The following is a 19,473-nucleotide window of genomic DNA, read 5'->3' on the forward strand; positions in this document are numbered from 1 at the left end:
GGGCTAATTCTAACTCTGCTATTTGTGCGCTTTTGCGTGGCCGACACGTGGCGTTGTCGTGGTTGGGGGGGCTGCTTGCGGCTGTCAGCTTTACGCCTGCACTGGCCGGCGACCCCGCCTGCAAGAGCGCTGACTGGCCATTGTGGCAGGCCTATGCAGCCCGTTTTGTGCAGGATGATGGCCGTATGCTGGAGTCCAGTGTCGAAGCCAATCACAGCACTTCCGAAGGGCAGTCCTATGGAATGCTGTTTGCGTTGGTGGCCAATGACCCCAAGCGGTTTGAGTCGCTGTGGAAGTGGACCGCTGCCAACCTCTCCGGCGCTGACGTAGGTACCCGGTTACCGGGTTGGCTATGGGGGCAGGGCAAGGATGAAAAGTGGCAGTTGCAAGATGCTAACTCAGCCTCCGATGCCGACTTGTGGTTTGCCTATGCGCTGCTCGAAGCCGCCAGGGTGTGGCAGCGTCCGGATTACCGCGAAGATGCTTTGCGCTTGCTGAACAACATTGAATCCAAATTGATTGTGAACCTCCCCGGGCTAGGGAAAATGGTGTTGCCCGGCCCTGAAGGCTTCGTTCAGCCTGATCACCTTTGGCGGTTGAATCCCAGTTATTTGCCGCTTCCGTTGTTGCGTCGGTTGGCTAAAGAGGATCCCAAGGGGCCGTGGAAAGAAGTGGCCGTCAACACCGTTAAAATGGTTAAGGCCACCAGTCCTGAAGGCTATGTCGCCGATTGGGTGGGCTACCGTGCGACTGCGCCGGACAAAGGCTTGTTTGTGGTAGATCCGATCAAGGGCGATCTGGGCAGCTATGACGCAATCCGGGTTTACCTGTGGGCGGGCATGACGCCCAAGTCTGATCCTCTGGCAGGGCAGTTGCTGCCCAGCCTCAAGGGCATGTCCCCGGGTACCGGATCGACAGGTTTTCCCCCGGAAAATATTCAGACTTCCAATGGAGAGCTAAAGGGGCAGGGACCTTTTGGTTTTTCTGCGGCATTGATCCCGTACTTTGCCGCCAAGGGCCAGCCCTGGTTAGCGGATATTCAGCAGCGCCGAGTGGAAGGGGCGCTCAATGCCGCCCTGCTTAACGGTGAAGGACAAAGCAGCGAGCCTTTGTATTACAACACGATGCTGAGTCTGTTCGCGCTTGGTTGGGCAGAGCAACGCTATCAGTTCAATGATGATGGAACACTTAAATTGTCTTGGGAGACATCATGCGTTCGCGCCGCAACTCGCTAGTTATCGGGATTATGACTGCCGTTATTGGCGCAACAGCCCATGCTGCAAACAGTGATGTGCAAAAGGTTTTGATTGAGCAGGGCCAATATTGGCAAGCGCGGTCAGATGCTCAGCGCGCTGCTGAAGCGTGGCAGAAAGTCCTGCGTCTGGATGCCAACCAAGTGGATGCCTTGTATGGCATGGGTCTGGCTTCTCTGAAAATGAACAAGCCCGAGCAGGCGAAACAGTACCTTGCACGTTTGCAGGCGTTGTCACCTCGGCCTTGGTTGGCGGCGCAGCTTGAGCAGGATATTGCGCTTACCGATCCGAAGAATATTGCACTGCTCGCCGAGGCGCGCCGCTTTGCGGACAGTGATCAGCGCGATCAGGCGACAGAATCGTTTCGAAAGCTTTTTGCCGGGCGCACACCGGAAGGCACGATTGGGCGCGAGTATTACACCAACCTGGCGTTCAACCCGGCAGGTTGGCCAGAAGCGCGCAAAGGATTTGAGCGTTTGCTGAGCCAGACGCCCGATGAGCCGATTTTGGCTCTTTTCTATGCCAAGCACCTCGCGCGTCATGAAGACAGTCGTCCGGACGGCATTCGCGCGTTAGCCAAGCTTTCTACCCGAGTAGACATTGGCGGTGATGCCGATGAAAGCTGGCGTCTGGCATTGATCTGGTCGGGGCCCCCCAATGCCGCTCAGGTTCCTCTTTTTGAACAGTTTCTCAAGGCTCACCCTGATGACAAGGAGATCCGTGATTTATTGAACAAGGGCAAGTCGCAATCGGCTACAGCGAGTCGTCCGGTTGCCTGGCAGCCTGACCCGCTGGTTGCGCGTGGTTTGCAAGCCCTTGAAAAGAACGACCAGGCGGGCGCAGAGCAAGCGTTTTCTGCGCGCTTGAAAAGTAAACCGAACGACCCGGATGCGTTGGGTGGTCTTGGCGTGGTTCGCCAGCAGCAGAATCGTCTGTCAGAGTCTGAGCAGTTGCTTAATCGAGCCATTGCCAACGGTGGCTCGCGATGGAAGCCGGCGCTCGACAATGTGCGCTATTGGGCATTGTTACAGCAGGCGCGCAATGAGGCCAAGACTCAGCCCGCCAAAGCTCAGCAAAGCATTGCGCAGGCGATGCGTCTGAACCCCAAAGGGGTAGAGGCGCGCTTGGCACTGGCGGATGTGCAGGCACAGAGCGGGCAGCTCGAAGCGGCGCAGTCCAATTACCGCCAGGTGTTGGCGGTGCAGCGTGGGAATGCCCAGGCCGTGCAAGGCCTGGTCAATGTGCTTTCGCAGTCGGGCCAGGGCGATGAAGCCTTGCGCCTGCTTGATACGCTGACGCCAGCCCAGCAGGCCGAAGTCGGGGGTGGGGGGCGTTTGCGTGCCTTGCGTTCTACCCAAACGGCAAAGATTGCCGAGCAGCGTGGTGATACCCGTGGCGCTCAGCAAGCATTGATGCAAGCGATCAAAGATGATCCCGATAACGTCTGGACCCGTTTTGATCTGGCAAGGCTCTACCTCAAGACCGGGGAGCCTCAGAAGGCCCGCGATCTGATTGACAGTTACCTCAAGGCGCACCCGACCGACGTCGATGCGCTTTACACCAGCGCTCTGCTGTCGGTCGAAATGGAACAGTGGGATGCCGCACAGGTGGCCATCAATCGCATTCCGGTCGGCAAACGAACGGCTGACATGAGCGATCTGGCTGACCAGATCACTCTGGCAGTGCAAATAAAAACTGCCGCCACCATGGCGCGCCAAGGCCAGCGGCAAGAGGCGCTCGCGCTGCTGGACCGTTTGCAACCGATGGCCACGAGAAGCCCGGATCGCATGGCCACTTTGGCTTCTGCTTATGTAGATGCTGGCGATTCCGAGCGTGCGCTGACCATGATGCGTGACGTGATTAACCAGACGCCGACACCGTCAGCCGATCTGATGTTGCAATATGCCAATCTGCTGTTGAAGACCGGCAACGATGCTCAGGTCAATTCCATCCTGCGTGGTTTGCAAAATCAGCGCATGAGTGTTGCCACGCGCAAGCGTTACGATGACTTGCTCTATCAGTATCGAATTCGCCAGGCTGATTTGTTGCGCGAAGGGGGAGACTTGGCCGGGGCTTACGATACGCTGGCGCCGGCACTGGCTTCGCGTCCCGGTGACCCAGGTGCTGCTTCAGCCCTGGCGCGGATGTACGCCAGCAGCGGCGACAATGCCAAGGCCTTTGAGTTGTATAAGCCTTTGCTCCAGCGTCAGCCCAACGACCCGCACATGCTCCTCAATGCGGCCGACGCCGCTCTTCTGGCGCATGACAATGGCTATGCCGAACGCGCGCTGGCTCAGTACGAAAAACTGCAGAATTTCGAGCCGCAATCGTTGGAACAAGCTGCTCGAATCTATCGCAGCATGGGTAAAAGCAGTAAGGCGACTGAGCTGCTTCAAAAAGCGGTTGGCATAGAGCAGAGCGAACAAAAGCGCAGCCTGGCAGCCCAGGCGTCTGCACGAAATACCTCAGGGAACCCCTTTGCGGGTATAACGCCTCGGCGTTCCCAAGCAACGCTGGATGCTATTCCAATGCCTGCGCAAGACGTGCTGGATTCAGCCCCGATTCGATCTGCTAACACGGTGCCGTTACCGGCTAACCTGTATTCGGACCCGGTTGCGAGCAACCGGATCCCGACGCGCGCGGGCGTTGTTCCTGCCGTACGCCTGGGCGGTGATACGGCTAACCCGTTTGCACCCTCAGGTACGGTTAACGTGGCGGTTGAGCAAGTCAGCTCTGCCCAGCGCGCGCTGGACAATATCTTGCAGGAGCGCAGCGGTTACGTGACCCAAGGGGTGACGATCCGCAGCAACGACAGTGAGCCTGGCCTGAGCAAGCTAACCGACGTTGAGACACCGCTTGAGGTGAATATTCCGGTTGGGGACAACCGGTATTCGGTTCGTGTGACGCCTGTTTCCCTGACTGCGGGCAGTGTAGGGACCTATGGCGCTGAACGATTTGGCGGTGGTGGTGAATCGCCCGAAGGTGCCGGTTCACAAAGTGCCAAAGGTGTGGGCGTAAGTGTGGGCTTTGCCCGCCCGGATGAAGGTCTCAAGGCCGATATAGGCACCACACCATTGGGCTTCAAATACAGCACCGTGGCCGGTGGTGTCAGTGTGGACCGTCCGCTGGAGAGCAACTCCAATGTGCGTTATGGCGTCAATGTGTCGCGGCGCCCGGTTGTCGACAGCGTGACGTCGTTTGCGGGCACCACGGATGACCGGACAGGGCAAACGTGGGGTGGCGTCACCGCCAATGGCGGCCGCGGGCAGTTGAGCTACGATGACCAGGAAGTTGGTGCTTACGGTTATGGCTCGTGGCACAAGTTGGTAGGTCACAATGTGGAATCCAACAGCCGTGCTGAATTGGGCGGCGGCGTGTACTGGTACCTGCAGAACGAAGAAGACACCCAGTTGACGCTTGGCTTGAGCGCTACCAGTTTGAGCTTTGATAACAACCAGAACCTCTTTACCTACGGGCATGGCGGTTATTTCAGCCCGCAAAACTATTTTGCCCTTGGTGCGCCGGTCACCTGGTCTCAACGTAGAGACCGCTTGACTTACCAGCTCAAGGGTTCGGTGGGTATTCAGCACTTTGAACAAGATGCCACGGACTACTTTCCGAATGACAAAGAATTGCAAGCCGCGAGCGGCAAACGCTATGCCGGTCAGAACAAGACCGGTGTCGGCTACAGCCTGAGTGCTGCCGGGGAATACAAGTTCGGTTCGAACTTTTTCCTGGGGGGCAACCTGGGGCTGGACAACGCGCAAGACTATAAGCAATACACAGGCGCCCTGTACCTGCGCTACATGTTTGAAGACATGAATGGTGCAATGGAACTGCCGGTTAGCCCTTACCGTTCCCCTTATTCCAACTAATATTCTGGAGTCTTAAATGCCTTCTTCTGTTCTTGCTGGTATGACCCTTCTGGTGCTTGGAGAAAGCCATATGAGTTTGGCGGATCATTTAATGGAGCCGCTGCACGCTAACTTGACCCAGCAAGGTGCCAAAGTGCACTCGATCGGTGCTTGCGGTGCCAGTGCCGGGGATTGGTTGGTCACCAAAAAAGTGGATTGCGGCGCCGAGGAAAAAGGCAATGGCAAGATCGTTATCAAGGGGCGTGACGCCACAACAACCCCTATTAAAGATCTGATTGCTGCTGACAAGCCTGACCTGGTGGTGTTGGTGATTGGCGATACCATGGCTTCCTATGACAGCCCGGCTTTTCCGAAGGCGTGGGCATGGCAGAACGTGTCCAGCCTGGTAAAAGAGATTACCGCCAACGGGGCCAAGTGCGCTTGGGTTGGGCCGGCATGGGGTAAAGAGGGCGGCCAATACAAAAAGAACGATGCACGGACCAAGTTGATGTCGGCTTTCCTGGCCTCCAACGTCGCGCCGTGTACTTACATTGATTCTTTGCAGTTCTCCAAGCCGGGCCAGTGGGTCACCACAGACGGCCAGCATTTCACGGTTGCAGGCTATAAGTCCTGGGCCAATGCAATCGGTGATGCCCTCGGCAAGTTGCCCGCCGATGCGGTCAGCAACAAAGGGGCAAAACAGTGATTCGTTTATTCCCGGTGATGGCCGCCGTTGCAGCGATGGGGGCTAGCACCACGCTGATGGCGGCTGAGTTCGCTCTGTACCCCACAGGCCCCAGTAAAGACTCGGCGTTTATTCGCTTCGTCAATGCCAGCACCGCGTCGCTGGACGTGATTGCTCAACCCGGGCAAAAGCCTTTGCGTCTGGAAACAGCGCAGCCGGTGTCGTTGTTGTTTCCCGTGGACTCCAGCAAACCGGTCAAAGGCTCGCTGGTCATCGGCGAGCAACAATCGGCGATTGATCTGAACATCCAGCCCGGTGAGTTTGTCACGGTGTTCGCCGTGCCGGACGCCGCGGGTCTCAAGGCGGTGACCGTGCGCGAAACGCCGGACGATTTCAACGGCCTCAAGGCGTCGCTGGCGTTCATCAACGTCGACGCGTCGTGTGCCGATGCCAGCCTGCGGCCTGCCGGTCGCACGGCAGATCTGTTCAAGTCGGTTCCCGCCGAGGGCCTGCAGCGTCGCTCCATTAACCCGGTGAACCTGTCGGTGCAACTGGTGTGTGCGAACGCCAATGTGGGTGACGCTCTGGATCTGGGTGAACTCAAGGCCGGTGAACGCTATAGCGTCATGGTGTTGCCTTCGGCCAATGGGCCGCGTCTTTTGAACGCTACGGACACGCTGTCCCACTGATCGGATGCCGCCGAGATGGTTTTCGCCTCACTCGAGTTCCTGACGCTTTTCCTGCCCGCCTTCATGCTGATTTATGCGCTGGGCAAGCCGGCCTGGCGTAACGTTACGTTGTTGATTGGCAGTTGGCTGTTCTATGGCTGGCTCAACCCCATGTTCCTGGCATTGCACGTGGCATTGACCATCGTGGCCTGGGTGGGCGGGCTGGCGATAGACCGTTCGCGGGAAGACTCCAAGGGCCGGGTGCGGCTGTTGATCGCCTTGATCGTGTTCAACACGGCGGTGCTGTGCTGGTACAAGTACGCCAACATCATGGCGGCGACCTGGATGGAGTACATCACGTACCCGGGGGCCATGCCGCTGGAATGGCAGCGTGTGGCCTTGCCGGCGGGCCTGTCGTTTATTGTGCTGCAGGCCATCTCCTACCTGGTGGATGTGCACCGCCACACGGTGCCGGTTGAGCGCAGTTTCATTAATTACGCCACCTACATCTCGATGTTCGGTCACTCGATTGCCGGGCCGATCATTCGTTATGACTGGGTGCGCCGCGAGCTGGTGCAGCGGTACTTCGACTGGCAAAACTTTTCGTTGGGTGCGCGCCGGTTCATGATCGGCATGTGCATGAAAGTTCTGGTGGCCGACACACTCTCGCCGTTGGTGGATGTGGCGTTTCACCTGGACAACCCGTCCTTTGTCGATGCCTGGATCGGATGCCTGGCCTACTCGCTGCAATTGTTTTTCGACTTCGCCGGCTACAGTGCCATGGCCATCGGCCTGGGCTTGATGCTGGGCTTTCATTTCCCGGAGAACTTCAATCAGCCGTACCTGGCCCGCAGCATTCAAGACTTCTGGCGTCGCTGGCACCTGTCGTTGTCCAGCTGGTTGCGCGATTACCTGTACATCGCCTTGGGTGGCAACCGCCACGGTGCCTGGAACACCTACCGCAACTTGTTCCTGACCATGGCCATTGCCGGTTTGTGGCATGGCGGTGACAGCTGGAACTACCTGTTGTGGGGCGCTGCACACGGTATTGCCTTGTGCGTTGACCGGTTATGGTCACGTTCCACATTGCCAAGTATTCCGCCGGTACTGGCGCATACCTTGACGCTGCTGTTTGTGTTCATGGCCTGGACCCTGTTCCGTGCGCCGGACTTCCATTCTGCGCTGAACATGTACGCCGGCCAGTTTGGGCTGCACGGTTTTGCCTTGGGTGATGCGCTGGCTGTGACCTTGCGTCCGGTGCACCTGTTGGCGGCGTTGCTGGGCGTGTTGTGCGTGATCGCGCCGGTGTTCAAAAACCGTTACGAACAGCGCTTCGGCACCAATCCCCTGTTTGCACCGATAGCGGCCGTGTGGCCGGTGGCGGGCTTCCTGCTTTCGTTCGCGTTGATCGCGAGCCGTGAAGCCGTGCCCTTCCTGTACTTCCAGTTCTGATGGCCGCGCCCATGTCTGATTCTTCTCCAAAACCGATACCACCGAACGCCTTTACGGCCCGTATCAGCAAATTGGCCGGGGGGGTGTTTGTGCTGTTTTTGGTGGTGAGCTTTGCTTCGGCTGTCTGGCTATTGGTCAGTGGCAAAGTCCAATTGCTACCGCCTGACCTGACGACCGATCAAGCCTTGCATGGTGAAGTGACCCACAAAATTGCCAAGCAGTTGTCGCAGTCAGTGGTGCCTGAAGCGGCAGCTGACCTCGAACGTGGGGCTAGCTGGCTGGTGTTGGGTGACACCGGGGCGAGGGTGCGTCCGGGGTGTGAGGGCTGGCTGTTCTTGACCGATGAGATGCGCGTCAATCGCCATGCCCAGGACAATGCCCAGACCAAGGCTTCGGCCGTGCGTGACGTGCAGCAGCGCCTCGCCAAACAAGGCATCTCGCTGTTGGTGGTAGTGGTGCCGGACAAGAGCCGGATTGCCAGCGAACAGTTATGCGACATGCGCCGCCCGGCGCAGTTGCAGGGTCGCGTTGTCGCCTGGGTGGATGAGCTGAAGAAAGACGGCGTGGAGGCGCTGGACCTCGCCCCCGCGTTGCAACCGCTGGGTACCCAAGCGTTTTTACGCACCGATACCCACTGGAGTGAGGCCGGGGCTGCGGCGGCGGCCAAAGCCGTTGCCCAGCAGGTCAGAGCGATGGGCATTAGCGCCACGCCCAGCAAGACGTTCGAGGTGACCGTGCAAAACCCTGAACGCCGCCCGGGTGATCTGGTGCGCCTGGCTGGCCTGGAATGGCTGCCATTGAGCGCACAACCGGCACCGGAAAACGTTGCCGCCAGCCAGATCACGGCGAAAGCTGACGACAGCCAAGCGGGGGGGGATAACCTGGATGACCTGTTTGGCGACAGCAACCTGCCCAACGTGGCGCTGATCGGTACCTCGTTTTCTCGCAACTCCAACTTCGCCGGCTTTTTGGAGCAAGCGCTGGGGGCTCCGATTGGCAACTTTGCCAAGGACGGTGGTGAGTTCTCGGGCGGTGCCAATGCTTACTTCAGCAACCCGGCCTTTGCCCAAACGCCACCTAAATTGCTGATCTGGGAAATACCGGAGCGCGACCTGCAAACGCCTTACAGCGAAGTCGTTCAGTGGGCGAAATAGCGCAGCCAGCGAAATTGTGATCGTTTAGGCCTGTTCCCCAACAGGCAGGGCGCAAAGCGCACTGCCTGCACGGCTGGCCGGCGCAAGCCAGGTCTGGCGGTACGCCTCAAGGCTATCAGCCACCAACGGTAATCCACTGACTCTGAGCCCAATCAACTTACGAGCACAGGTCAGTGAGATTTGAACCAGCGTGGGTGTAGCACTGGAAAATCCGCCTTCAACCAATCCACAAATGCATCCACCTGAGGTGCAAGATGCGTTCTGCTGGGGTACAGCACGGATACCAGGCGCGGCTTTGGGCGAAATGCCCTGAGCACTTCAACCAATTCTCCGTTTTCGAGGAATCTTTCAACGGTAATTCCCGGTGCCTGAACAATGCCGAAGCCTGCTACACCGCATTGAACGTATGCATTTGACTCGTTCACGTTGATACCGCCATGAGGCGTATGTGGATGGTCTTCGCCGTCTACCGAAAAGTGCCAAGGCAGTGGTCTGTTATTTTGCCCTGAAAGGAAGCTGACACATCGGTGGTCTGCTAGATCTTGTAGGGTTTTGGGTGCTCCGCAGGCTTGGAGATAACCTGGAGATGCACAGGTCACCATGGTGGCGGTGCCAATTTCTCTAGCCACCATGCTTGAATCCGGGAGGTCACCGATTCTCAACACGCAATCGATGCCTTCGGCGACGAGATCTACCGTACGGTCGGTCACGCCCAATGCAAGCTCGATTTCAGGAAATGCTTCCGTAAATCGTCTAAGGCTTTCTATGAAGCTGTGTTGGGAAAATGCAGTGGGAATGTCAATGCGCAGCCGTCCCCGCAACGTCGATCCACTGCGGTCGAACATGGACGTGGTTTCTGCGATGGTTGCCAAAATTGCTTTTACGCGCTCGTAAAACCGCTCGCCCTCAGCAGTCAGTTTTACTTTACGTGTCGTGCGCTGGAACAGGCGGACACCCAGCGAGGCTTCCAAATTCTGAATGGTGCGTGTGACGTGCGGGCGTCCGGCCTGCATTGCCTCAGCGACTTTGGTGAAGCTCCCCAACTCCGCTAGTTTGGCGAATACCTGCATCGACTGTAGAAGCGCCATAAGTCTCTTCTCGGGAAGCGTGTTAACGGGATGATTGTTGCTGGTCAGGATAACAATCCTGTTGGATTCTGCATATTTATCTAGCGCTGCGAAACCTCAACACTGTACTCAGCGTAAAGGAGGCGTTTGTCCTTCTCTGCACCTCAAAAACGGCTGGAGACGGAAAATGAAAGCGTGGCTTCTGAATGATTTCGGTTTGGATAATCTGGTGCAGGGCGAAACTGAAACCCCCGTGCCCCAAGCGGGCGAACTGCTGGTTAAAGTAGGCGCTGTGTCACTCAATTTTCGCGACAAGGCCATCGTTGACGGCATCTATGAACCTCACAGGGTGCCCAAGCCGCTGATTCCTGTCAGTGATGCGGCGGGGACTGTCGTGGCAGTGGGTGAGGGTGTCAGCCGCTTCGCTGTCGCAGATCGGGTCAACTCACACCTCTACTCACGCTGGTTGGACGGCATGCCTGGGCCAGATGAGCCCAACTACTGCTTTGGCTCGCCATTGCCGGGTGGTCTGGCGCAATACATGATCATCCATGAGGACAGCGCTGTACGTGCCCCAGACAACCTGTCAGATGAGGAGGCCGCGACCCTTCCCATTGCTGCTCTGACAGCGTGGTATGCGCTCGTCGATTATGGCCAGATCGAGGCCGGCCAAACCGTTTTGGTTCAGGGGTCTGGGGGTGTGTCAGTTTTTGCAGCACAAATCGCTACGGCTTTGGGAGCCAAGGTTATCGTCACCTCCAGCCGTGATGACAATCTGCAAGCTCTAAAAAAGCTGGGGGCTGTTGCGGGTGTGAATTATCGCACTACCCCTGAGTGGGCTGAGGAAGTGCTCAAGCTCACTGACGGCAAGGGGGTGGATCTGCTGCTGGATGTGGCAGGGGGTGATGGCATCAATCAATCGATTGCTGCAACAAAGGTAGGCGGACGTATCGCACAGATCGGCTTTCTGACTGGCCAAACCTCTGCTCTGAACCTGATGCCTATGATCTTCCGGCAAACAACGATTCGCGGCATCGCCGTTGCGCCACGCTCCTCATTTGACCGCATGAACGAATTCTTGAATGCGCACAAGATTCGCCCCGTCATTGACCACGTGTACCCATTCGATCAAGCACGCCAAGCTTACGAACACTTGGCCAGAGGTGCCTTTGGTAAGGTAGTCATCAAAATCTCGTAAGATCAGGCCGCGTGTATTGCACACTCCTCGGCCAGCGCAGGGGGTAGCTCTCAAAACCAGCTGCTGCCTCTGTGTCGCCATGACCGGGCTTAAAAACAGGCGGATAACATCGCCCTTCATTTGGGTGTTCGGAAGGTGTGTGCATCGTTCTCTGACATTCAAAAACGTTTCCGTTCGTCTGCTATAGCCACCTCGATATAAGAGGCCTCGGTGCAACTCAATATGTGCAACTACATTCCTCCCTAGATCTGGGAGCGCTGGCGACAGGGTGCTTTCCTTTCCCATAATAATTAAAGGAACATTTATGCACCTGTTTTTCTCCCCCCTTGCGGTTGCCATTTCATCCAGTATTTTTCTGTCTTCAACGGTATTGGCTGCTTCTGTTCACTCTGGCGGTGCGGCCGGTACGACGGATAGTTACGACGAAAATCAGTTCAGCCAGGGCAAGCCTGGCACTGATGACCCGAGCTTTAGTGCTGGCCAGGATGGCGGCAATATCACGGGCATCATCCTCTCGCCTGATCACACATTAAATGGAGCCCCCGGCAGTAATGGCCAGGATGCTGGCCTCAAGGGCGGTGGGGCGGGTGCCGGTGGCCAAGGAGGAGGCTCTCTGTTTGGCGGCTTCAGCAGTGGCGGCTCAGGAGGCGTGGCAACTGAAGCCTTGAGCACCCGCGGCGGCAACGGTGGCGACATCAGTGGCAATACGGTGACGTTCACTCAAACACTGACGGGCACTGTGGGGGGGAACGGCGGCAGCTCGGCTGAGGGCGGTGGCGGTGCGGGTGGTAGCGGAGGAGGCTCTGCCTATGGGGGTTTTAGCAGCGGTGGCGCAGGCGGCTATTCAAACATCGCCACGGGTTCCTCGCCCCCCGCGCTGACAAGCAGCGGCGGAAGAGGCGGTGACGTGACACAAAACGCGCTCAGCTTGACCAATGCTTCACTGAAGGGTGCCAACGGAGGCGATGGTGGCGCTTCGGACACTAAAGGGGGTGGTGGGGTTGCTAACGGCGGGGAGGGCGGCGGGTCGGTGATTGGCGGAGTAAGTGCCGGTGGCGCAGGTGGGCGTTCCAATCATGATGACTTGGGCTCGGCCTTAGCCGTCAACGGTGGCGTGGGTGGCAGCGTCATTGCAAACACGATCACCCTGACATCAACCGACCAGACAGGAGGGGACGGTGGCCACGGCGCAATCACTACCGGGTTTAGCCAGGGAGGGGCAGGCAGCGGCGGTAATGGAGGTGGATCAGTCCTGGGCGGTTTGAGTATCGGCGGCTCAGCGGGCTATGCCAGTCAGTCATCAACCTTGAATGGTGGCAATGGCGGTGATGGCGGCGAGATCACCGCAAACCGGCTCACACTCACCGACATCGTCCTTACCGGGGCGCAGGGTGGCCAGGGCGGTTCGACCAGTGTCGGCGGAGGCGGCAATGGTGGGCAAGGCGGTGGGTCTCTATTTGGCGGCTTGAGCAGTGCGGGCGCGGGAGGCTACGTTGAAGGTTCCTCTACAGCCAACGGCGGAGATGGCGGGAAGATCAGTTCTAATATTATCTCGGTCGATAAGGCTGTTATTCATGGGGGTGCGGGTGGCAGTGCGGGGGGAGGGGGTGATCATATCGGGGAAGAATACAGTGTGGGTAATGGCATTGCCGGCAATGGGGGCGGCTCTGTTTTTGGCGGGCTCAGTAACGCGGGTGCGGGCGGGGGCGTGGAAGAAGGCGCTGCTGATGGAGGTCAAGGCGGGGAAGTGACGGGGAACGCGATATCACTGACCCACACGAGCCTCATTGGTGGCGTGGGGGGAAATGCGCGAGAGCCTGGTCGCAGCAATGACAGCAGCGGTATTCCTGAGTCAGCGGGGCATGGCGGGGGCTCGGTTTTCGGCGGCATCAGCAACGGCGGAGCGGGGGGAGGCAGCGCTAACGGCTCTGCTGTTGGGGGTAGTGGCGGCAACGTTTCGAAAAACACGATCAGCCTGACAACGGTCACTTTACTGGGTGCGGCGGCCGGTGAATCGGGTAGTTACGCCGGAGCAAAAGAGACGGTCCTGGGCGGGTATGGTGGCGGTTCAATCGTCGGCGGCTTGAGCAGCGGCGGCTTGGGTGGGATTGCAGAGATCGCCACCGGAGGCAGCGGCGGCAATATTTTTGAAAATACCATCAGCCTGACCGACACCACCCTCACTGGCGGGGCTGGTGGGCAGGGAGGCGGGTCGATCTTCGGGGGGGTGAGCCGCGCTGGTGCGGGCGGTTACTCGGAATCGACCGGAGGTGCCGCTGGTACCGCGAATGCCGATGGCGGGAATGGCGGCCATATTACGTCAAATACCGTGATCGCCCATAACGCCACCCTCATAGGGGCGGCTGGCAGTGGTGCTTTGGGTGCCAGTTTCGGTTATGGCGGCAATGGCATAAGCGGCAACGGAGGCGGTTCAGTCTTTGGTGGCTTGAGTCTCGGTGGTGCGGGCGGGTTCATTGAGGAGGGATCCGCTGCTGGAGGTCATGGTGGGGACATCGTTGGAAACACCGTGACGCTGACTAAAACCGACCTCATCGGGGCGGTGGGCGGTAGTGCCAAAGAGACGGACAGTGAGAATGGCAATACCGGTATTCCTGCGCCGGCCGGGAACGGCGGCGGTTCGGTTTTTGGTGGATTGAGTCATGGCGGTGCCGGGGGTATTGGAGCGATTGCCACCGGAGGCAATGGCGGCAATATTTCTAGAAACCTCATCACTCTGACAGATGTCAACCTGACCGGTGCGGCGGGTGGTGCTACCGGTTCGAGAGGTTATGGAGGCGGTTCGGTTTTTGGAGGCCTGAGTAACGCGGGTGCTAGCAGTTACTTGTCCCGGACCACTACGTCAAGTGCCACTGGCGGCAATGGCGGCGGGGTCAGTGCAAATACCATCACGCTTAACCGCGCCACGCTCATCGGTGCTGCGGGCAGTTCGGGGGGTGAAGGCAGTTATTCTGAAGACGGAAAAGTGGTGGGGGGTGAGGGTGGCGACGGTGGTGGCTCGGTCTATGGTGGCGTCAGTAATGGCGGTGTAGGTGGGTGGACTGACAATGGAACTGCTGCCGGAGGGCAGGGCGGTGAAGTAACGGGCAATACCCTCACGCTGACGGACACCCGGCTCACTGGGGGGGTGGGAGGTAATGGCAGAACGAGCGAGTTTTATAGCCGCGTCAATCATGGCGCGGCGGGGGGGCACGGGGGCGGCTCTGTCTTTGGCGGCATAAGTAATGGCGGCGGGGGAGGCAATGGGCATCGTGCTCGCGGAGGGGATGGCGGCCATGTCTCGGGCAATGCCATGACTTTGATCAATGTCGACATAGCAGGTGCTAAAGGCGGTGCTGCGGGCGAGACGATCGACGACGGTCATTCGGCTTCTGGCGCGGATGGCGGAGGTTCTCTGTTTGGGGGCGTTAGTCGCGCAGGGGCGGGCGGTACCTTCAGCCGGTCGGTCAGTAGTGACGGCAATGTCAGTGGGGGCACGGGTGGCAAGGTCAGTTCAAATACCCTCACGGTTAGCGGCACCACGATCACAGGCGCTGCTGGCAGCCATGGTGGAGCAGGGACTTATGATGAGGGCGGAATTGGGGTCGGCGGTAATGGGGGGTACGGTGGCGGTTCAGTCTTTGGTGGCATCAGCCATGGCGGTGCGGGAGGCTATATTGACGAGGGGGTCGCAACCGGTGGGCATGGCAATGACGTCACCGGCAACGCGATCACCTTGACTGACACCACCCTCGTCGGCGCAGTTGGGGGCAATGGCAGCGGCAATGCTGAGGTGGCGGGTGCGGGTGGCCATGGCGGCGGGTCTGTCTTTGGCGGCGTCAGTCGCGGAGGTGCCGGGGGGGTGACCCAGTTCGGCAGCGCCACCGCAGGCAACGGTGGCGACGTCACCGGGAACGTTATCAGCCTGACAGGTGTGACCTTGGAAGGGGCCGCTGGCGGAATGGCCGGAACTGGCGCAGAGGAGGCTAACAAAAATCGTGGAGCCGGTATTAATGTGTCGGACGGGCTTGACGGTGGCTCGATTTTCGGTGGGCTAAGCAGCGGTGGTGCGGGCGGCTTTGCCTCAGAGAGTGCAGACGGTGGTAACGGCGGTAATACCAGCAACAACACCATCATTCTTTCAGGCGCATCTTCGCTTTCAGGGAATATTTATGGTGGTTACAGCCAGGGTGGTACCGTCGGTATAGCCGAAACGCCTGGCCAGGCCGGCCAGGGCGGTTTGGCGCAAAACAACACGGTGACGTTAAATGGTACCCAGCTGTCCATAGAAGGCGCTGTGTATGGCGGGCAAAGCTTAAGCGGTGAGGGGATTGCGGATGCCAGCAAGGCGTTTAGCGGTAATACCTTGAACCTGAACGGTTACCGGGGCTCGCTCAAAGGCATCTACAACTTTGAGCAGTACAATTGGTTATTGCCTAAAGATGTCGTTAACCGCGACACCCTGATTACCATAACGGGGCCCGACAAGGTTGACCTCAACAACACCCAGCATGCCGTTGCTATGGTGAGCGACGGCACCCGCCTCAACGAAGGCGACAAAGTGGTACTGATCGACAAGGCTCAGGGAGCTTCCAGCCCTACAAACGTCCAGGTCGAGCAAGGCCATTTCATTATTTACGATGCTCGGCTTGGCATCGAAAATGATGCCTTCGTATTAAACATTGACGGCAAGAGCGACACTACACCTTCGAACCCCACGCCGGCCGGCAAGCTCAACCCCAAATCGGAATCTTTTTTGCAAGGTCGAGCGGCGGCGCTAGCCTTCACGAATCAAGGCACCGATATGGTCCGCGACAGCCTTAACGCTTGCGTGAATGATCTGTTTTTCATAACCGATGGCGGCACCAACCGCTACGACACGGGCTCCCATATTCGTGTGCGCGACTTTAAAATGGCCTTGGGCCTGCGCACATGTTTTGAACTTCAAAACACCAGCAAAATAGTGTTTGGCGGCTTTATTGATCACGGCCAAGGCAACTACGACAGCTATAACAGCTTCGCGGGTTATGGCGCTGTACGGGGCGGCGGTGATTTGCGCTATACCGGTGCCGGCCTGCTGTTCCATATGGACGTGGCGGGCACAGCGATCAATGCAAACACCAAGCCCGTTGCAGGCAGCCAAGAGGGGCTTTACCTCGATGCTGTTGCGCGCGCAGGCAAGGTCAAGGCGGACTTTGCCAGTCATGACTTGGTGGATGCTCAGGGTGTGCGTGGCGAATACAACACCCAGTCACAGTATGTCAGCGCCATGGCGGGCATCGGTTATGCCTTCAAACTGGATGACAAACAATCCGTTGATGTTTACAGCCGTTACAGCTGGAGCCGCGTCAGCGCTGACAAGGTCATGATTGGGAACGACAAACTCAGTTTTGACAGCGACAACAGTTCGCGTCTGCGTGCTGGCACCCGTTACACCTACGCAGTCACTGAGTACCTCTCACCTTATGCAGGTGTCGCCTACGAGCATGAGTTTGACGGTAAGGTTTCCGGCAAGGCCTACGACATGTCGATCAAAGGAACTGATCTGGGCGGCAGCACCGGCATTGTTGAGGTCGGTCTATCGAGCACCCCGATCGCTTCAGTCAGTGCGATAAAACTCGATGTGGGTGTGCAAGGCTTCATGGGCGAGCGCAGAGGTGCCACGGGTTCGATCAGTCTTTCTTACGAGTTTTGATGATTGGCCTGTTGCCGTCGCATAACCGGATCGTTGCCGCCATATAGCGTGCAGCGGTCCATAAGCGAAGGCTTTAGAATAGCGAGGATAAAACTGGAAAATGGCAGGGGCGGCTGGATTTGAACCAACGCATGGCAGGATCAAAACCTGCTGCCTTACCGCTTGGCGACGCCCCTGTAACTGTAGCAGTGAGTGCCTGGCACTCAAGAGATGATGTTTCGTTCCGTTTCACAAACCCTGTTTGGGTTGCTTCTGGAATGCGCGAAAATTTACCAATATTTTCTCGTTCTGAAAACCCCCTTAGCGAAAAAAACATGTGAAAACAGCCGCTTACTACCAATTGGGGCTGTTTTTAAGTGTTCCACGCCTGCGCACGACAGTCTCGGCGTGCAAGCTAGGCTTGCAGTTGTGAAATTTTAATTGTATTTTTTCATGAAAATACGGTTATATTTTTTCACGGTGCACCCCGTGCACATCCTCCCACCCCAGTGGCGGGTTAAGCACCTCCCGGAACCTCGCCATGAACAAGCAAGAAGAAATCGCCGCCTTGGCGATCCTTATTCACGATCTGCGCAAGCACAAGAAATTCACCCTCAAAGCCCTGGCAGACAAAATGGGCCGCTCGGTGGGGTTCTTGTCGCAGGTTGAGCGGGGGCTCTCCCGGCCCACGGTGGCCGACCTCACGGCTATCAGCGAAACGCTGGGCGTGCCCACCACCTATTTCTACAGCCTGCCCAAACCCAAGCAAGTGTCGTGGGTGACCCGCCCGGATGAGCGGCGCACGCTGTACCTGGGCAACGGCATCACTGACATTTTGGTCTCACCCAAAATCCGCGCGTCATTCTCCATGCTCGAAAGCCATCTTGAGCCCGGTGCCAGCAGCGGTGACCAGCACATGAGCGACAGCTCGGAGCAGGGCGGTTACCTGCTCGAAGGTGAACTGACGTTGTGGCTGGGTGACGATGCCGAGCCGGTGACCTTGCGTGTTGGAGACAGTTTTCAATTCGACGGGCACACCCGTTGCCGTTACGCCAACCTCACAGAGCATCCCGCGCGAGTGCTGTGGGTCTACACCTGATCACCTTAAAAGGAACCCTCAAGATGGATGCTGCGTGCTCTGATCTGCTGGCCGAAGTGCGTGCTTTTCGCCAGCGCTACCCTGATGTGCGTTACGTCGACCTGATCTGCCTGGACATTCCTGGGCACTTCTATGGCAAGCGCTACCCCGTGGACATGCTGGAAAAAGTGGCGGGTGGCGCAGCCCTGAAATTGCCGCAGAATTGTGTGCTGCTGGGCGTGCAGGGCGGGCTGTTCGACATTGGTGATTACTGCTTCAACGATGGCGACCCGGACGCTGTCCGGCGTTTGGTGCCGGGCACGCTTAAACCCGTGACGTGGGAAGCGCAACCGCTGGGCCAGATGCTGATCACATCGGACGGCACCGCGCAACCGATCGAGTTCGAGCCCCGGGAAGTACTGGCCCGGGTACTCAATCGCCTCGCTGCGAAAGGCATTCACCCGGTGGTGGCCTTCGAGCTGGAGTTCTACCTGTTCGACAAACACCTGCGCGACGGCTTGCCGCAGTACCCCCGCGACGCCTTGACGGGCGACGCCGACGATCAGCCGAACATGCACATTGAACGGCTTTCACGGTTTTCGCCGGTGCTTGATGACATGGTGGAGTCGGCGCGGGCGCAGGGCATTGACGCCACAGTGATCACGGCTGAACTGGGGCCGGGCCAGTTTGAAATCAATTTCGGTCACCTGGATGACGGCTTGCAAGCCGCCGATTGGGCCGCCTTGTTCTGCCGCAGCACCCGTGGGGTGGCCCTCAAGCATGGTTACCGCGCCAGCTTTATGGCCAAGCCTTACCTGGACCAACCCGGCAGTGGCATGCATGTGCATGTAAGCCTGTACGATGCGGCAGGCAACAACCTGCTGGCGGCGGACCAACAGCGCCCGCTGCGCCATGCGGTGGCGGGGTGCCTGGAGCTGTTGCCCGCGAGTATCTCGATTTTTGCCCCCAACCAGAATGCCATGCGTCGTTTTGGCGGCCATACCAATGTCGCCAATCGCGCCAGTTGGGGCTTTGAAGACCGTGATGCCTGCTTGCGCATTCCCGAATCGGACGCCAACAACCTGCGTATCGAGTACCGCCTGGCGGGTGCCGATGCCAACCCGTACCTGGTGCTGGCCGCCATTCTGGTGGGGATGGAGCATGGCCTTGACGCGGGCCGTGAGCCGATCGCGCCCCTCAACGAGGACCGGACCAGCGGCATCGCCTTCCCGCAGGACATGTACGAAGCCGTCCGTGCGCTGCGCCCTCAGCCACAACTGCGCGAAGGGCTGGGCGCGGAATTTGTCGACGTGTACTGCGAAAACAAACGTCAGGACCATCTGGCGTTTATGCAAGAAGTCAGTGCGCGGGAATATCGCTGGTATCTGTAAAT

Annotated in this window: 11 protein-coding genes and 1 tRNA gene; 10 read left to right on the forward strand and 2 right to left on the reverse strand. The window is 58.3% G+C overall.

What is annotated here, in order from left to right; all coding sequences use genetic code 11:
* Positions 1 to 32 precede the first annotated feature (32 nt).
* Genes bcsZ through Q1W15_RS12555 form a run of 6 tightly spaced genes read left to right on the forward strand, consistent with a single transcriptional unit; the run spans position 33 to position 9,066 of the window.
* Entirely contained in the window at positions 33 to 1,235 is a 1,203-nt protein-coding gene (bcsZ, locus tag Q1W15_RS12530; protein WP_300728713.1) for a cellulose synthase complex periplasmic endoglucanase BcsZ, read from the forward strand.
* Positions 1,211 to 5,128: a cellulose biosynthesis protein BcsC gene (locus Q1W15_RS12535; protein ID WP_300728716.1), complete on the forward strand. Its 3,918-nt coding sequence runs from the start codon at positions 1,211 to 1,213 to the stop codon at positions 5,126 to 5,128. Before bcsZ ends, Q1W15_RS12535 begins: the two co-directional genes overlap by 25 nt.
* Before the next feature lie 16 nt (positions 5,129 to 5,144).
* Positions 5,145 to 5,813: an SGNH/GDSL hydrolase family protein gene (locus tag Q1W15_RS12540; protein ID WP_300728719.1), complete on the forward strand. Its 669-nt coding sequence runs from the start codon at positions 5,145 to 5,147 to the stop codon at positions 5,811 to 5,813.
* 17 nt (positions 5,814 to 5,830) lie between these two features.
* A complete protein-coding gene (locus tag Q1W15_RS12545) occupies positions 5,831 to 6,481 on the forward strand; it encodes an alginate O-acetyltransferase AlgF (protein WP_300728810.1) in 651 nt (216 codons plus the stop codon).
* 15 nt (positions 6,482 to 6,496) lie between these two features.
* Positions 6,497 to 7,912, forward strand: coding sequence for an MBOAT family protein (locus Q1W15_RS12550; protein ID WP_300728722.1), 1,416 nt, complete (start codon positions 6,497 to 6,499; stop codon positions 7,910 to 7,912).
* Positions 7,913 to 7,923: 11 nt separating this feature from the next.
* Positions 7,924 to 9,066, forward strand: coding sequence for a cell division protein FtsQ (locus Q1W15_RS12555; RefSeq protein ID WP_300728725.1), 1,143 nt, complete (start codon positions 7,924 to 7,926; stop codon positions 9,064 to 9,066).
* A gap of 170 nt (positions 9,067 to 9,236) precedes the next feature.
* Here Q1W15_RS12555 and Q1W15_RS12560 read toward each other — a convergent pair whose 3' ends face one another.
* Positions 9,237 to 10,136 carry a LysR family transcriptional regulator gene (locus Q1W15_RS12560; protein WP_300728813.1) on the reverse strand — a complete coding sequence of 300 codons (900 nt, stop codon included), beginning with the start codon at positions 10,134 to 10,136 and terminating at the stop codon, positions 9,237 to 9,239.
* A gap of 184 nt (positions 10,137 to 10,320) precedes the next feature.
* Here Q1W15_RS12560 and Q1W15_RS12565 point away from each other — a divergent pair, with 184 nt between their 5' ends.
* Positions 10,321 to 11,331 carry an NAD(P)-dependent alcohol dehydrogenase gene (locus Q1W15_RS12565; protein WP_300728816.1) on the forward strand — a complete coding sequence of 337 codons (1,011 nt, stop codon included), beginning with the start codon at positions 10,321 to 10,323 and terminating at the stop codon, positions 11,329 to 11,331.
* A 304-nt stretch (positions 11,332 to 11,635) separates the two neighbouring features.
* A complete protein-coding gene (locus Q1W15_RS12570) occupies positions 11,636 to 17,023 on the forward strand; it encodes a hypothetical protein (protein WP_300728728.1) in 5,388 nt (1,795 codons plus the stop codon).
* A gap of 101 nt (positions 17,024 to 17,124) precedes the next feature.
* Here Q1W15_RS12570 and Q1W15_RS12575 read toward each other — a convergent pair.
* Positions 17,125 to 17,199 (reverse strand) — tRNA-Gln (locus tag Q1W15_RS12575).
* Positions 17,200 to 17,543: 344 nt separating this feature from the next.
* On the opposite strand from Q1W15_RS12575, the gene Q1W15_RS12580 reads away from it, so the two are divergent.
* Both Q1W15_RS12580 and Q1W15_RS12585 read left to right on the forward strand, forming a co-directional pair.
* Positions 17,544 to 18,101: a cupin domain-containing protein gene (locus tag Q1W15_RS12580; protein ID WP_300728731.1), complete on the forward strand. Its 558-nt coding sequence runs from the start codon at positions 17,544 to 17,546 to the stop codon at positions 18,099 to 18,101.
* A 23-nt stretch (positions 18,102 to 18,124) separates the two neighbouring features.
* Positions 18,125 to 19,471: a glutamine synthetase family protein gene (locus tag Q1W15_RS12585; RefSeq protein WP_300728734.1), complete on the forward strand. Its 1,347-nt coding sequence runs from the start codon at positions 18,125 to 18,127 to the stop codon at positions 19,469 to 19,471.
* Positions 19,472 to 19,473: the final 2 nt, after the last annotated feature.

The organism is Pseudomonas sp., from assembly GCF_030150285.1.
GTDB lineage: Bacteria > Pseudomonadota > Gammaproteobacteria > Pseudomonadales > Pseudomonadaceae > Aquipseudomonas.

Coding starts and splice junctions, on each gene's coding strand:
- Q1W15_RS12535 (WP_300728716.1), top strand. CDS start 1,211: ATGCGTTCGCGCCGCAACTCGCTAGTTATCGGGATTATGACTGCCGTT.
- Q1W15_RS12540 (WP_300728719.1), top strand. CDS start 5,145: ATGCCTTCTTCTGTTCTTGCTGGTATGACCCTTCTGGTGCTTGGAGAA.
- Q1W15_RS12545 (WP_300728810.1), top strand. CDS start 5,831: ATGGCCGCCGTTGCAGCGATGGGGGCTAGCACCACGCTGATGGCGGCT.
- Q1W15_RS12550 (WP_300728722.1), top strand. CDS start 6,497: ATGGTTTTCGCCTCACTCGAGTTCCTGACGCTTTTCCTGCCCGCCTTC.
- Q1W15_RS12555 (WP_300728725.1), top strand. CDS start 7,924: ATGTCTGATTCTTCTCCAAAACCGATACCACCGAACGCCTTTACGGCC.
- Q1W15_RS12560 (WP_300728813.1), bottom strand. CDS start 10,136: ATGCAGGTATTCGCCAAACTAGCGGAGTTGGGGAGCTTCACCAAAGTC.
- Q1W15_RS12565 (WP_300728816.1), top strand. CDS start 10,321: ATGAAAGCGTGGCTTCTGAATGATTTCGGTTTGGATAATCTGGTGCAG.
- Q1W15_RS12570 (WP_300728728.1), top strand. CDS start 11,636: ATGCACCTGTTTTTCTCCCCCCTTGCGGTTGCCATTTCATCCAGTATT.
- Q1W15_RS12580 (WP_300728731.1), top strand. CDS start 17,544: ATGAACAAGCAAGAAGAAATCGCCGCCTTGGCGATCCTTATTCACGAT.
- Q1W15_RS12585 (WP_300728734.1), top strand. CDS start 18,125: ATGGATGCTGCGTGCTCTGATCTGCTGGCCGAAGTGCGTGCTTTTCGC.